Consider the following 14,739-nt stretch of genomic DNA (forward strand, 5'->3'; position numbering starts at 1 on the left):
TGGACAGAATGCGTCGCTTTCAATTTGATCCCAAGCTCTTCCCACAGTCCGAGCTGCCGCTTAAGAATTCGATCGACGCTTTTCGAAGAAGGCGGCAATGCCCGCCTGTGCCTCTTCCGTCTCCCAACTGTCTGCTAGTTGAGTAATCACGCTGTCGATGATCTCGTCCGTGATAGGCGAGGCGAGAGAACGCGCGAGGGCCTTGGCGCGTGCAGCAGCTTGTGGCGAGGCCGCGATGAATTCATCGATTTCCTTGTCGACCGCGCGATCGAGACCGGCGGGCGCAACAACGGAAACGACAAGACCGATCGACTTGGCGTAGGCAGCATCAAACGTTCGCCCTGATACGAACAGGGATCTAGCGGCTGGGCTGCCGATCCGCGCCACGACATAAGGGCTGATCGTTGCCGGTATCAGGCCAAGCCGGACCTCTGTCAAACCGAAACGTGCGGCCTCCGAAGCGATAACCGTGTCACAGACACTGATCAGCCCGACCCCACCGCCGAAAGCGTTCCCGTGGACGCTGCCAATGAGCGGCTTCGGAACCTCGTTCAATGCCTTGAACATCATCGCCAGTCGTCGCGCTTCGGCGATTCTCTCCGCCCGGCTTGCCTTGAACTGGACTCTCATCCACTCGAGATCGCCGCCAGCACAGAAGCTCTTTCCCGCCCCGGCAAGCACGATGACGCGCACATTCCTGTCCGACCCGAGAGTGCTTGCAGCTTCGGTCAATTCGTCGATCATCTCGGCGGACATTGCGTTGTGCTTGTCTTCGCGGCTCAGCGTAAGCCGAGCAACACCCCGTTCGTCGATCGAAATCATCAGCGTTTCCGGCATTATCCTGCGCTCCTAAGGCTTTGGGCAAAACGCGCAGCCTCTTCGAGCTTCTCCGGAGAGAGCCCTGTTCGGTACCCCTTTCGGGAAAGGAACTGTGCGACTTCCAGCGTATCGACATTGCCTTTTGCGCCCGGTGCATAAGGGCAACCGCCCAATCCGCCAACCGACGCATCGAAAACCCGCAGTCCGTGCTTCAAGGAAACATCGATATTGTCGAGGGCCCAACCATCGGTATCGTGGAAGTGACCGGCGAGCATCGTCGCGGGTGCATAGGAGAGGACGGTCACCAGCATCTGATCGACCTCTTCCGGTCGTCCTTTACCAATCGTATCGCCCAGGCTGATCTCGTAGCAACCCAATGCATGCAAGCTCTCGACGACGCGTGCCGCCGCATCGGGCGAAACGGCTCCCTCGTAGGGACATTCGACGACGCAGCTGACATAGCCACGCATCGGGATGGCGCGCGCACGGCTTGCTTCGGCAACCGGCTTAAAGCGTTCGATGCTCTCGGCGATGGAACAGTTGATATTCTGTTGCGAGAAGCTCTCCGAGGCGGAAGCGAAGATCGCGACTTCGTCCGCGCCCGCGGCCATTGCAGCCTCGAACCCTTTCATATTCGGCGTCAGAACTGCATAGCGCACCCCTGGCCTGCGCTTGATACCAGCCATCACCTCGGCGGCGTCGGCAAGCTGTGGCACCCACTTCGGGCTGACAAAGCTCGTCGCTTCGATTCGCTCGAAACCGCATTCCGAGATCATATCTATCAGGGCGATCTTCGTCGCCGTCGGTATCAGGTCCCTCTCGTTCTGGAGGCCATCGCGCGGCGCCATCTCGACGATCGAGACATCCCGCGGCAGCAGTGTGGATTCTCCGGGCTGCACAATCACGTCTCCTCTACCCGGAGTGTCAGAAGCACCGCGCCTTCATCGACCTGCTGTCCTTCGCTCACCTCGACAGCCTCCACCGTGCCGTCGCGGGCCGCGACAAGCGTGAGTTCCATCTTCATGGCCTCCATGACGACAAGCGCATCGCCCTTGGAGACTTCCGCCCCCGACCTCGTGCGCACGATCTTCACGAAACCCGGCATCGGGGCGATCAGCCTGTTGCCATCCGCCACGTCAGCCGCGCTGAAATCGAGCGGGTTGCCAAGGTGAAACACATGCGTCCTGTGGTCGACGCTGACCACCAAGTGATGTGCTGCCGCACTTGCCTTGACCTGGACCTGTCGGCCATCGACCTCCGCCCTGCATCCGTCATCCTGCCGGCTGACGATCTTCACCGGAATGACCCTCCTGCCGTCATGCACGGCAAAAAAATCGAACCCTTTGGCGGCAACCCGCAGGGTTGAGTGCCCGCCTTCATAGGTCAGGGCGACGATACGCTGCATTTCACTCCACAGCTGCCAGTGCCCCAGCGTCAGCCATGGATCGCCATCCGATGATGGCGCAAGCGCGCCCAACGACAGGACGGCAGCGAGAGCAACGACGGTGTCCGCTGGCGGCTCGATGGCGGTCAGCGATTGAAGATTACGATCGATCAGCCCGGTATCCGGATGGCCAGCAGTAAATTCCTCCTGCACGCTCAGTCTGCCGAGGAAGTCGAGATTGGTGGTGACGCCGACAACATGTGAGTTCTGCAAAGCCCGGGTCAGTCGCAACAGAGCGACGCTCCGGCTAGGCCCGTGTACAACCATCTTTGCGATCAGAGGATCGTAATGGGCGGAGACCGTGTCGCCGGGACGAATGCCGGCATCGATCCGCGCCGTAACGTCAGGAAAATCCAGATGCCTGATCGTTCCTATCGCAGGCAGAAAGCCTTTGGCCGCATCCTCGGCATAAATTCGCGCTTCGAATGCCCAACCGTAGATTTCGAGCTCCGACTGTTTCTTCGGCAGCGGCTCGCCGGCGGCAATACGCAATTGCCATTCGACGAGATCGACCCCGGTGATCGCCTCGGTGACCGCATGCTCGACCTGAAGGCGGGTATTCATCTCCATGAAGTAGAAACGATCCGGCCAAAGGCCATTCGATACATCCGCGATGAACTCCACAGTGCCGGCGCCACGATAGGAGATTGCACGCGCCGCACGCACCGCGGCATCGCCCATCGCGCGGCGCATCTCCGGCGTCATCCCCGGAGCCGGCGCCTCCTCGATCACCTTCTGATGGCGGCGCTGAAGCGAACAATCGCGTTCGAAAAGATGCACGACGTTGCCATGTCGATCCCCGAAGATTTGAACCTCGATGTGGCGCGGGCGAATGAGATAGCGCTCTATCAACACGGCGTCGTCGCCGAAGGCGGCTTTCGCCTCGCGCCGTGCGGCAGCGAGGGCTTCGGGAAAATCCTCTTCACTATCGACACGGCGCATGCCCTTGCCGCCGCCGCCAGCGCGGGCCTTGATGAGCACGGGGTAACCGATCAGGGTCGCTTGATCAGCCAGAAAACCGTCATTTTGTTCTTCGCCATGATAGCCGGGGACAACGGGCACGCCCGACTGGTCCATCAACGCCTTTGCCGAGTCCTTCAGTCCCATGGCACGAATGGAGGAGGCTTGCGGTCCGATGAAGACAATGCCGGCGGCCTCTACAGCTGCAGCAAAATCGGCATTCTCCGAGAGGAACCCGTAGCCGGGGTGAATGGCTTCGGCACCAGTCCGCTCCGCCGCAGAAAGGATCCGTTCGATCGAGAGATAGCTTTCCTGCGCACTGGCCGGCCCAAGGCGAACCGCCTCGTCCGCCATCTCGACGTGCAGTGCCCCGACATCGGCATCCGAATAGACCGCCACCGTCGCGATCCCCATGCGCCTGGCGGTTCGGATTACCCGGCAGGCTATCTCGCCACGGTTTGCGATGAGAATTTTCTGGAACATCGCTACCTCACATCCGGAACAGGCCGAAGCGCGTATCTTCAATCGGAGCATTCAGCGCCGCAGACAAAGAGAGACCGAGCACATCACGGCTCTTAGCCGGGTCGATCACCCCATCGTCCCACAGACGTGCTGAGGCATAGAGCGGATGGCTCTGCCGTTCGAAGAGATCAAGCACCGGCTGCTTGAAACTGCTCTCCTCCTCCGGCGTCCAAGGGGTGCCGGCGCGAGAGAGCGCTTCTCCCCGCACGGTCGCAAGGACACCCGCCGCCTGCTCTCCACCCATGACCGAGATGCGGCTGTTCGGCCATGTCCAGAGAAAGCGCGGCGAGAAGGCACGCCCTGCCATGCCGTAATTGCCCGCACCGAAAGAGCCGCCAACCAGCATCGTTACCTTCGGCACGCCGGTCGTCGCGACCGCGGTCACGAGTTTGGCGCCGTTCTTCGCGATGCCTTCGGTTTCGTATTTGCGGCCAACCATGAAACCAGTGATGTTCTGCAGGAAGACGAGCGGTATCCTGCGCTGCGAGCAGAGTTCCACGAAATGGGCGCCCTTCAGGGCCGATTCCGAAAACAGCACGCCGTTGTTGGCGACAATGCCCACCGGTATACCATGGACATGGGCGAAGCCGCAGACCAAGGTCGTCCCATAGCGTGCCTTGAATTCATCGAAACGCGAGCCATCGACAATGCGGGCAATGACTTCGCGCACGTCGTAGGGCACGCGCAGGTCGGCCGGAACGATACCTGCTATTTCCGAGGGATCGAACAGCGGCGCCTCAACCGGCTGACGCGCGACGCCGCCGACCTTTGAGCGATTGAGATTGGCGATAGCGCGCCTCGCCAGCGCGAGAGCGTGTGCATCGTCACGAGCGAGATGGTCGGCGACGCCGGAGAGCCTTGTATGCACATCGCCACCGCCGAGATCTTCCGCGGAGACGACTTCGCCGGTCGCGGCCTTGACCAGTGGAGGACCGGCAAGAAAGATCGTCCCCTGGCCTTCGACGATGATCGCCTCATCGGACATGGCAGGCACATAGGCACCGCCCGCCGTGCACGAACCCATCACCACGGCAATCTGCGGAATTCCCGCTGCCGACATATTGGCCTGATTATAAAATATCCGGCCGAAATGATCGCGATCCGGGAACACCTCGTCCTGATTCGGCAAATTCGCACCGCCCGAGTCCACCAGGTAGATGCAGGGCAAATTGTTCTGGGCAGCAACTTCCTGCGCGCGCAGATGCTTCTTCACCGTCATCGGAAAATAGGTGCCACCTTTGACGGTTGCATCGTTGCAGACGATCATGCAATCGCGCCCCGAAACGCGGCCGATACCGGTAATCAGGCCAGCGCCGGGAGCCTCGTTGCCGTACATGCCGTGGGCTGCGGTCAATCCGATTTCCAGAAACGGTGTGGCCGGATCGAGCAGACCGGCGATACGGTCGCGTGGCAGCATCTTGCCGCGGGCAACATGACGTTCACGCGCTGCAGGCCCGCCACCGTTTGCGGCACTCATAGCCGCCTCCTCAATGACATGGATCGCTTCGGCCATCGCCGCGCGATTTGTCCTGAAGTTCTCCGAATTCGTCGAAATCTGCGACTTCAAAACCGTCATTGGTCACCAGGATGGTTGTCGGATGAACGTTCGGATCAGGCCGTTTCCGCAAAGAGTTCGCGGCCGATCAGCATGCGTCTGATTTCAGAGGTTCCGGCACCGATCTCGTAGAGCTTCGCGTCACGCAGTAGCCGGCCAGCGGGATAATCGTTCGTGTAGCCGTTGCCTCCGAGTGCCTGGATCGTCTCAAGGGCAAGAAGCGTCGCCTTCTCGGCGGCATAGAGAATGCAGCCGGCAGCATCCTTGCGTGTCGTCTCGCCGCGATCGCAGGCGGCCGCCACCGCGTAGACATAGGCACGTGCCGTGTTCATGGTCACGTACATGTCGGCGAGTTTACCCTGCATCAGCTGGAATTCGCCGATCGCCTGACCGAACTGCTTTCTCTCGTGGAGATAGGGCACGACGACATCCATGCAGGCCGCCATGATGCCGATCGGTCCTGCGGAAAGGACGACACGTTCATAGTCGAGCCCAGACATCAGAACGCGCGCACCGCCACCGAGAGTGCCAAGCACATTTGCCGCGGGTACCTCGCAGTCCTCGAAGATCAGCTCGCAGGTATTGGAGCCGCGCATGCCGAGTTTGTCGAGCTTCGGGCCGGTTGAAAAGCCTTTGAAGGTCTTCTCGATGAGGAACGCCGTGATGCCCCGCGGTCCCGCTTCCGGGTCGGTCTTGGCGTAGACCACCAGAACGTCTGCATCCGGACCGTTGGTGATCCACATCTTGTTGCCGTTGAGAACGTAACTGTCGCCTCGTTTCTCCGCCCGAAGCTTCATCGAAACGACATCAGACCCAGCGCCCGGCTCAGACATGGCGAGTGCGCCGATGTGTTCGCCCGAAATGAGCTTCGGCAAATACCGAGACTTCTGCGTTTCCGTTCCGTTGCGGCTGATCTGGTTGACGCAAAGGTTGGAATGGGCGCCGTAGCTGAGCCCAACAGAGGCCGAAGCACGGCTGATCTCCTCCATCGCGACGCAATGGGCCAGATATCCCAAGCCGGCGCCGCCATAGGCCTCCTCGGCCGTGATCCCAAGCAACCCCATATCACCCATCTCGCGCCAGAGCGGCGTTGGGAAACTGTTGTTGCTGTCCGTCTCTGCGGCCAGCGGCGCGATGCGCTCCGTCGCGAATCGTCGAACGCTGTCGCGGAGCGCCTCGATCTCGTCCGCCAGGCCAAATCTCAAACCACCGGAATACATGCCTTCCCTCCCAAGTCCGGCGCGCGACTAGCGCAGCATCCGGTATGCGTGTGTCGTGATTCTCCCGTCATTGTTCTTCACGCGCTTATCTTGTCGGCAGCTCCTCCACTGCCGGTTGGCCCGATAAATTTCGTTGAAGAACACGAAAATGGCAAGCTTTTCCGGTCGGCCAGACATTTCTGACCGCCAGTTTGCTCCGGCGAATATTGGATAGATCTTCCGCCAGCATCTGCCCTTCCTCCCGAGATAGGCAACGACCTGAATACGCACGGATCTCTGCAGATCCGTGCGAGAACGAAGGGATGCTAGCACTGGGCGCGCGGAATTTCTGAACCAAGACGGTTCGTCTGGCGCAAAATATGGAAAGATTTCGTCGGCGGGACGACGCGTTCAACCGCTCGAGGGCTGTCCGACAAAGCGGCAGCCCAAATGGCGGCAGGAACCGATCGTGATGTGATTAACGCTTGATGGCGCGGCCGCTGCGGCTTTCGGCGATTGCCCGGACTTGATGGCGGCGAACCAGCTCGGCCTGGACCTCGGCTTGGAATGTCATGACCTGGTTGCGGACCTCATCGTCGGAGCAGCCAAGCGACGTCAGCTCAGCAGCCAGTCGGCGGCACTCCGTCTTCCAGAAGGCGACTGCATCCTCGCCGTGGCGGCGATCCAGTTCGGCCGCGCACCGTTCAATGTCACCGGCGCGCGAAGCGACCGGGAAAAGCACGATTTCGCTCGTCGTCATTGCTTGCAGAGTTTTGTTTGACTGTACTGGCATCGACTCATTCCGTTGCGTCCGACTCATTCCTAGCCGACCATGGTTAACGCTTTCCTCTTCACCTCAGATAAACGTGCCAGTTCGATCTCTCGCGAATCTCGGCGATGCGTCGGGGCGGGCAATTTTGAGGGGTGGCCTTCCATCGCAAGCAGGACTTCCGAACCATCAAAAATGCAGCTAGGTTTCTGTGCTGCTTTGTCGATGCAGCGAGGGGGCTGAAATCGGTGAGAAGGGTAATTGCGAAGCCTGTCGCGGCGGCCATCGTGGTATTCGCGCGCGCAATTACTGCCGTGCGCGCCATCTGGCCGAATGAGGGCATTCCCAAGGGCCAGTGCGTTTATTTTGCCAATCATTCCAGCCATGGCGATTTCATTCTGGTCTGGGCGGTCCTGCCACCGAGCTTGCGGCGCCGGACACGCCCCGTCGCCGGCGCGGAATATTGGCTAAAGTCGTCGATCAACCGTTTTATCGGCCGCGATGTCTTCGACGCCGTGCTTATCGAGCGGGATCGCGATAAGCGCACCCGCGATCCGATTGAAGTCATGGCCGAGGTCATCGATTCCGGAGCGTCACTGATCCTCTTTCCTGAAGGCACCCGCAACCAGACGGATGCCCAGCTATTGCCGTTCAAAAGCGGGCTTTTTCATCTCGCCTCGATCCGGCCGGACGTTCAACTCGTGCCGGTCTGGATCAACAATCTCAATCGCGTCATGCCAAAGGGCGAGATTGTTCCGATCCCCCTCATATGCACCGTGACCTTTGGCGACGCCATGCAAATCGAAGCCGGTGAGAACAAGGAAACCTTCCTTGACAGGGCGCGCAGAGCGTTGCTCGATCTGTCACCAAAGCACCCGGGCGGTGACCAATGAACGCAAACTCCGACCTGTGGATGCTCGTCCTCGGCATTTTCACGATCCTCGTCGTTTCCTCGACCATCGGCTACCTGCTGCAGCGGCGCCTGCCTGCCGGTCAGTCGAATGCCGCGATCGAGAATCTGAATGCGCGCATCAAGGCATGGTGGATCATGGTCATCCTGATCGGGCTCGCCTTTCTTGCCGGTCGCGTTGGTGTGCTGCTGCTCTTCGGCTTCTGCTCTTTCGCGGCGCTACGCGAGTTCATCACCCTGACCGACACCAAACGTGCCGACCATTGGGCCCTCGCAGCCGCCTTCTTCGTCGTGCTGCCGCTGCAATATTGGCTGCTGTGGGAGCGACAATACGGCATCTTCTCGATCTTCATTCCCATCTACGCGTTCCTGCTGATGCCAATCATTTCGGTACTGCGCGGCGATACCGAGCGTTTCCTGATACGCATTGCCGAAGTGCAGTGGGCTCTGATGATCTGCGTCTTCTGCGCCTCACATGTCCCCGCGCTGCTGACGTTGACGATTCCGGGCTATGAAGGCCGCAACGTTCTCCTGATCGCCTTCCTGGTGATCATCGTGCAACTCAGCGATGTCCTCCAATATGTCTGGGGCAAGCTGTTCGGTCGAACGAAGATCGCGCCAAGCCTGTCCCCTTCGAAGACTGTGGAAGGCTTTGTCGGCGGCGTAGTGAGCGCAACATTGATCGGTGCTGCCCTATGGTGGATCACGCCTTTCACGCCGTTTCAGGCCGGCGTCTTGGCCCTTGTCATCACAATGATGGGCTTCTTCGGCGGCCTCGTCATGTCAGCAATCAAGCGAGATCGCGGCGTCAAGGATTGGGGCAACCTGATCGAAGGACACGGCGGATTGATCGACCGGCTTGATTCCGTGGTCTTTTCCGCACCGATCTTCTTCCACATTGTCCGCTACTGGTGGTCGGTCACATGATGGCGCTGATACGTCGCCTGGGTCAGAGCAGTGTGACGCACGTTCTCTTCGCGTTTGTCGCCATGGGTGGTTGGGCGCTTCTCGTCAATAGCAACCACCCGCTGCCGCGAGCCTTGCTGGCTGGCGTTGTGCAGGGCGGACTCTCGGCCTGCCTCACCTTTTTTCTCAAGACGGTCATTGAACGGCTCTCGAGACAGTTCAAAGGGCGCGCCGGTCTGTGGGCGCCACCGCTGATCGCATGTCTTGCTTCCACTGCCGCACTGATCTCGATCCACGCACTGAGCGGCACGCCGGAAATCCTGAAAACCATAGCGGTACCGCTGGCTGTCTCGACGAGCTACGCAGCGGTCTACAATTACTTTCTCTATCAACAGAGGATCGAGGCATGACAGAGACGGGCGATCGGCGGCCGCTAGCCAGCAGAGACACACAATGGGCAAAGCGCATTGCACAATCGCTGGCAGCGCGGTCGATTACGCCGAACCAGATCTCGCAAGTGAGCATGATCGCCGCAGCCCTGGCGGGCGGCATGTTTTTCCTCGCCGGACGAGATGACGGGTTGAGCAGAGGAGTCCTCCTAGTCCTTGCGGCCGCCTTCTGCCAATTGCGGCTGCTCTGCAATCTCTTTGACGGCATGGTCGCCGTCGAAGGTGGCAAGGGCACAGCCGATGGACCATTCTGGAACGAATTCCCCGACCGTATCGCCGATATACTAATCCTGGCTGGCGTGGGATATGGCATCGGATCGCCTGGGCTTGGTTGGGCAGCGGCATCTTTTGCCGTGCTGACAGCCTATGTTCGCGAGCTCGGACGAGCGACGGGAACCCCGAGCGACTTCTCAGGCCCGATGGCAAAGCAGCACCGGATGGCGACAATTACGGCCGCGGCACTTCTATCGATCCTCGAGCCGCTGTGGGACGGGCATAACCAGGTCCTGCTCGCGGCACTCTGGCTGATCGCCGTCGGCGCTGCCTTCACGGCGCTGCGCCGAGGCAAAAACGTCGTTCGAAATCTGAAGGCTGACCGCGCGGGCAATTGATGCACGTCGCTCAATCCGCCTCAGGCGTACCGAAAAGCCGGAAAGTGCGCTTTGCAGCCGCGCGGCCGGGCAATAGAACAACGACGCCGCTTCTTCTTTTCCCCGAAGCGGCCTAGGACTAGCCTCGCTTCGGCGAGGCATTTTTCTTTTCTCCTATTTATAAGATTTTTATATCCGCGCCCTGCCGCCGATCTCGAACGCTTATGCGCTTCGGCCGCATATTGATGTCCGAGAGATCCAAGGATCATCTCCACGCCAGAAAGCATAGGTGCCACCCGATGGGATGGCGCCCTTTGTCTTGTCTGACTCTAGAAGAACAACAGGAGTCACGATCGATGATGGACATAGGTCTACTCGCCATAACAATCGTATTTTTCGCCCTGTGCTTTGCCTACACCAAAGCCTGCGACCGGCTCTAGCCGGAGGAAACGCCATGACCCTCGACTATATTCTCAGTGGTGCCGTCACCGTGTTTCTAACGGTTTACCTCACCTACGCTCTCATTCGCCCCGAGCGCTTCTAGCATCGCGCCCTCACCGGGATTGCGCGACAGGCGGAACCAACCGGGTATTGAAAGTTACCTCCCATGACCCTCAACGGATGGCTTCAGATCCTGCTTTACTGCGGGATTATCATCGTGCTCGTCAAACCGCTCGGCGGTTACATGACACGCGTCTTCAATGGCGAACGCACATTTCTCTCACCGGTCCTCGTTCCGATCGAACGGGGACTTTATGCCATTGCCGGTACCAGCGAACGCAACGAACAGCATTGGACCTCGTACGCCTTTGCCATGCTGCTCTTTAATCTATTCGGCGTTCTCGTTCTTTACGCGCTGATGCGCCTGCAAGCGGTTTTGCCTTATAACCCGGCCGGCATGCCCGCCGTTCCAGCTGAACTCTCCTTCAACACCGCCGTCAGCTTCGTAACAAACACAAACTGGCAGAACTACGGTGGCGAAAGCACCATGTCCTATCTGACGCAGATGGCAGGACTCTCCGTGCAGAATTTCGTTTCGGCAGCAACCGGTATCGCCATTGCTGTCGGCCTGATTCGTGCCTTTGCGCGCGCCTCGGGCAAGGCGATCGGCAATTTCTGGGTCGATATGATCCGCGCGACCTTCTACGTCCTGCTGCCGATCTGCATCGTGCTGACGCTGGTCTATGTCTATCTTGGCGTGCCGCAAACCCTCGGCCCCTATGTCGACGCAACGACGCTCGAAGGCACCAAGCAGACGATCGCGCTCGGCCCAGTTGCCTCGCAACTTGCCATCAAGATGCTTGGCACTAACGGCGGCGGCTTCTTCAACGCCAACTCCGCGCATCCCTTCGAGAACCCTGACAACATCTCGAACATGATCCAGATGGTATCGATCTTCGCGATCGGCGCGGCCCTCACCAACGTCTTTGGCCGGATGGTAGGCAACCAGCGTCAAGGCTGGGCGATTCTCGCGACGATGGGCCTTCTCTTCATCGTCGGCGTCGGTGTCACCTATTGGGCGGAAGCAGCAGGCAATCCGCTGATGCATGCCTTCGGCCTCGAGGGCGGCAACATGGAGGGCAAGGAGGTACGTTTTGGCGTCGCCATGTCCTCGCTCTTTGCCGTCATCACAACCGCTGCCTCCTGCGGCGCGGTCAATGCGATGCACGGCAGCTTCACGGCACTCGGCGGTCTCATCCCGCTTATCAACATGCAGCTTGGTGAAGTCATCGTCGGCGGCGTTGGCGCAGGTTTTTACGGCATCCTGCTTTTCGTGATCATCGCGATCTTCGTCGCGGGGCTAATGGTCGGTCGCACACCGGAATATCTTGGCAAGAAGATCGAAGCCAAGGAGATGAAGATGGCGGTGCTGGCCATTCTTTGCCTGCCGCTCGCGATGCTCCTCTTCACGGCGATTGCCAGCGTCCTGCCGTCCGCCGTTGCCTCTATCGGCACGGCCGGCCCGCACGGCTTCTCGGAGATCCTGTATGCCTATACTTCCGCTGCGGCCAACAACGGCTCAGCCTTCGGCGGCCTCACCGGCAACACGCCTTGGTACAACATCACCCTCGGTGTGGGCATGCTGATGGGTCGCTTCCTGGTCATCGTCCCGGCGCTCGCGATCGCTGGATCGCTCGTCGCCAAGAAGACCGTTCCGGCCTCCGCCGGCACCTTCCCGACGGATGGACCGCTCTTCGTGGGTCTCCTGGCAGGCACGATCCTGATCGTTGGCGGCCTGACCTTCTTCCCGGCGCTGGCGCTTGGTCCAGTCATCGAGCATTTGGTCATGATCGCCGGCCAGACTTTCTGAGGTGAAGCAATGATCCTTCGCCATAGGCTTCGCAAATCCTTCAATGCGCGTCCCGGTTTGCCGGGACGTGAGAGCCAGCGGATGACCCGCGCCTCCGACATCATCCTGGTGATGCTGGCCGGCCTCCTCGTCATCGTCGCGGTATTTCGGATTCTACACGGCTGATCGCATCACGGTCGCCTTACTCTTTTCAAGCTGGAGTCTCTTATGAGCCAGGCAAAATCAGCGAGCATCATGGATCCTCGCATTCTCATTCCGGCCGTGGGTGCCGCCTTCAAGAAGCTGAACCCGCGCACCCTTGCCAAGAACCCCGTCATGTTCGTCGTTGCAACGGTTTCGGCGCTGACCACGATCCTGTTCGTCCGCGACCTCGTTACCGGCGGCGGAAATCTCGGCTTCTCCTTCCAGATCAACCTCTGGCTCTGGTTCACCGTGCTTTTCGCCAACTTCGCCGAAGCAGTTGCCGAGGGGCGCGGAAAGGCACAGGCGGACTCGCTGCGCAAGGCCCGTACCGAAGCCCAGGCAAAGCTGCTGACGGCCAACAACGGCAGCGGCTATCGCCTCGTTCCGGGCACGAGCTTAAAGGTCGGCGATCTCGTCCTCGTCGAGGCCGGCGATATCATTCCCTCGGACGGCGAGGTCGTCGAGGGTGTGGCCTCGGTCAACGAGGCCGCGATAACAGGTGAATCCGCCCCAGTCATCCGTGAGTCCGGCGGCGATCGCTCGGCCGTGACTGGCGGTACGCAGGTCCTGTCCGATTGGATTCGCGTCCGCATCACTGCCGCCGCGGGACACACCTTTCTCGACCGCATGATCTCGCTCGTCGAAGGTGCGGAGCGGCAGAAGACCCCGAACGAAATCGCTCTTAACATCCTGCTTGCAGGCATGACGCTGATTTTCGTTCTGGCCACGGCGACGATCCCGAGCTTCGCAAGCTATGCCGGCGGCTCCATCCCGATTATCATCCTCGTCGCGCTCTTCGTGACGCTAATCCCGACCACAATCGGCGCGCTCCTCTCGGCAATCGGCATCGCCGGCATGGACCGTCTCGTGCGCTTTAACGTGCTTGCGATGTCGGGCCGCGCCGTCGAAGCAGCCGGTGACGTCGACACGCTGCTCCTCGACAAGACCGGCACGATCACGCTCGGCAATCGTCAGGCAACCGCCTTGCGCCCGGTTCGCGGCGTCACCGAACAGGAACTAGCCGACGCCGCGCAGTTGGCGTCGCTCGCCGACGAAACACCGGAAGGCCGCTCCATCGTCGTGCTCGCCAAGGAAAAATACGCGATCCGCGGCCGCGAGATGGGAAGCCTGCACGCCACCTTCGTGCCGTTCACCGCCCAGACCCGCATGAGCGGCGTCGATGTCGAAGGCTCGTCGATTCGCAAGGGCGCCGTCGATGCCGTGCTCGCTTATGTCGGGGCCGCGTCGGCACCGGCTTCGGGCAATACGACCGTCGCCCTCCGCACCAACACCGAGACCGTTCGGGAACTGCAGGCGATTGCCGATGAAATTTCCAAGGCAGGCGGCACGCCGCTGGCAGTCGCCCGCGACGGCAAACTTCTCGGCATCATCCAGCTCAAGGATATCGTCAAAGGCGGTATTCGCGAGCGCTTCGCTGAACTGCGCCGGATGGGCATCCGGACCGTCATGATAACAGGCGACAACCCGATGACGGCAGCCGCTATCGCGGCCGAGGCCGGCGTCGACGACTTCCTCGCCCAGGCGACACCCGAGAACAAGCTGTCCCTGATCCGTGAGGAACAGGCCAAGGGCAAGCTCGTTGCCATGTGCGGCGACGGCACGAACGACGCACCCGCCCTCGCCCAGGCCGATGTCGGCGTTGCCATGAACACCGGCACGGTCGCCGCCCGCGAAGCCGGCAACATGGTCGACCTCGACAGCGATCCGACGAAGCTCATCGAGATCGTCGAGATCGGCAAACAGCTGCTGATGACCCGTGGCGCGTTGACCACCTTCTCGATCGCCAACGACATCGCCAAGTACTTTGCCATTATCCCGGCGATGTTCCTGGCCTTCTATCCGCAACTCGGCGTCCTGAACGTCATGGGGCTCGCCACCCCGCAGAGCGCCATCCTGTCGGCGATCATCTTTAACGCGCTGATCATCGTGGCGCTAATCCCGCTGTCGCTGAAGGGCGTGAAATACCGTGCGATCGGCGCCGGCGCGCTGCTCTCCCGCAACCTGCTCATCTATGGCGTCGGAGGCATCATTGTCCCGTTTATTGGCATCAAGGCGATCGACATGGTCATCACGGCCATCGGTCTCGCCTAAGGAGTTGACA

14 protein-coding genes are annotated in these 14,739 nt (G+C 60.4%); 8 read left to right on the forward strand and 6 right to left on the reverse strand.

Features of this window, described 5'->3' with window-relative positions; genetic code table 11:
• Positions 1-60 precede the first annotated feature (60 nt).
• The 6 genes from ATY80_RS14785 to ATY80_RS14810 form a co-directional block, all read right to left on the reverse strand.
• Positions 61-837 (reverse strand): crotonase/enoyl-CoA hydratase family protein, encoded by a 777-nt coding sequence (locus tag ATY80_RS14785; protein ID WP_088693125.1) that lies wholly within the window; start codon positions 835-837, stop codon positions 61-63.
• The gene (locus ATY80_RS14790) at positions 837-1,724 is read right to left on the reverse strand and encodes a hydroxymethylglutaryl-CoA lyase (RefSeq protein ID WP_088693126.1); all 888 of its coding nucleotides are present in this window, start codon (positions 1,722-1,724) and stop codon (positions 837-839) included. The genes ATY80_RS14785 and ATY80_RS14790 overlap by 1 nt, the downstream gene beginning before the upstream one ends.
• Positions 1,721-3,706: an acetyl/propionyl/methylcrotonyl-CoA carboxylase subunit alpha gene (locus tag ATY80_RS14795; protein ID WP_088693127.1), complete on the reverse strand. Its 1,986-nt coding sequence runs from the start codon at positions 3,704-3,706 to the stop codon at positions 1,721-1,723. Before ATY80_RS14795 ends, ATY80_RS14790 begins: the two co-directional genes overlap by 4 nt.
• Positions 3,707-3,713: 7 nt before the next feature.
• Positions 3,714-5,321, reverse strand: a complete 1,608-nt coding sequence (locus ATY80_RS14800) for a carboxyl transferase domain-containing protein (protein ID WP_088693128.1) — start codon at positions 5,319-5,321, stop codon at positions 3,714-3,716.
• A 35-nt stretch (positions 5,322-5,356) separates the two neighbouring features.
• On the reverse strand, positions 5,357-6,520 hold the full coding sequence (locus ATY80_RS14805) for an isovaleryl-CoA dehydrogenase (RefSeq protein WP_088693129.1): 1,164 nt from the start codon (positions 6,518-6,520) through the stop codon (positions 5,357-5,359).
• 457 nt (positions 6,521-6,977) lie between these two features.
• The gene (locus ATY80_RS14810; RefSeq protein ID WP_088693130.1) at positions 6,978-7,292 is read right to left on the reverse strand and encodes a DUF6074 family protein; all 315 of its coding nucleotides are present in this window, start codon (positions 7,290-7,292) and stop codon (positions 6,978-6,980) included.
• Between the two features lie 224 nt (positions 7,293-7,516).
• Here ATY80_RS14810 and ATY80_RS14815 point away from each other — a divergent pair, with 224 nt between their 5' ends.
• From ATY80_RS14815 to kdpB, 8 genes are all read left to right on the forward strand, one after another.
• Positions 7,517-8,161, forward strand: a complete 645-nt coding sequence (locus ATY80_RS14815) for a lysophospholipid acyltransferase family protein (RefSeq protein ID WP_088693250.1) — start codon at positions 7,517-7,519, stop codon at positions 8,159-8,161.
• Positions 8,158-9,105 carry a phosphatidate cytidylyltransferase gene (locus ATY80_RS14820; RefSeq protein ID WP_088693131.1) on the forward strand — a complete coding sequence of 316 codons (948 nt, stop codon included), beginning with the start codon at positions 8,158-8,160 and terminating at the stop codon, positions 9,103-9,105. The genes ATY80_RS14815 and ATY80_RS14820 overlap by 4 nt, the downstream gene beginning before the upstream one ends.
• On the forward strand, positions 9,102-9,494 hold the full coding sequence (locus ATY80_RS14825) for a hypothetical protein (RefSeq protein WP_088693132.1): 393 nt from the start codon (positions 9,102-9,104) through the stop codon (positions 9,492-9,494). Before ATY80_RS14820 ends, ATY80_RS14825 begins: the two co-directional genes overlap by 4 nt.
• The gene (locus tag ATY80_RS14830) at positions 9,491-10,144 is read left to right on the forward strand and encodes a CDP-alcohol phosphatidyltransferase family protein (protein ID WP_088693133.1); all 654 of its coding nucleotides are present in this window, start codon (positions 9,491-9,493) and stop codon (positions 10,142-10,144) included. Before ATY80_RS14825 ends, ATY80_RS14830 begins: the two co-directional genes overlap by 4 nt.
• A 433-nt stretch (positions 10,145-10,577) precedes the next feature.
• Positions 10,578-10,667 (forward strand): K(+)-transporting ATPase subunit F, encoded by a 90-nt coding sequence (locus ATY80_RS14835; protein ID WP_016556800.1) that lies wholly within the window; start codon positions 10,578-10,580, stop codon positions 10,665-10,667.
• Positions 10,668-10,730: 63 nt separating this feature from the next.
• Positions 10,731-12,434: a potassium-transporting ATPase subunit KdpA gene (gene kdpA / locus ATY80_RS14840; protein ID WP_088693134.1), complete on the forward strand. Its 1,704-nt coding sequence runs from the start codon at positions 10,731-10,733 to the stop codon at positions 12,432-12,434.
• A gap of 9 nt (positions 12,435-12,443) precedes the next feature.
• Positions 12,444-12,599, forward strand: coding sequence for a hypothetical protein (locus ATY80_RS28960; RefSeq protein WP_189637158.1), 156 nt, complete (start codon positions 12,444-12,446; stop codon positions 12,597-12,599).
• Positions 12,600-12,641: 42 nt separating this feature from the next.
• A complete protein-coding gene (gene kdpB / locus ATY80_RS14845; protein ID WP_088693135.1) occupies positions 12,642-14,729 on the forward strand; it encodes a potassium-transporting ATPase subunit KdpB in 2,088 nt (695 codons plus the stop codon).
• Positions 14,730-14,739 lie beyond the last annotated feature (10 nt).

It is taken from the genome of Rhizobium sp. R711 (assembly GCF_002211365.1).
Classification (GTDB): Bacteria; Pseudomonadota; Alphaproteobacteria; order Rhizobiales; family Rhizobiaceae; genus Rhizobium.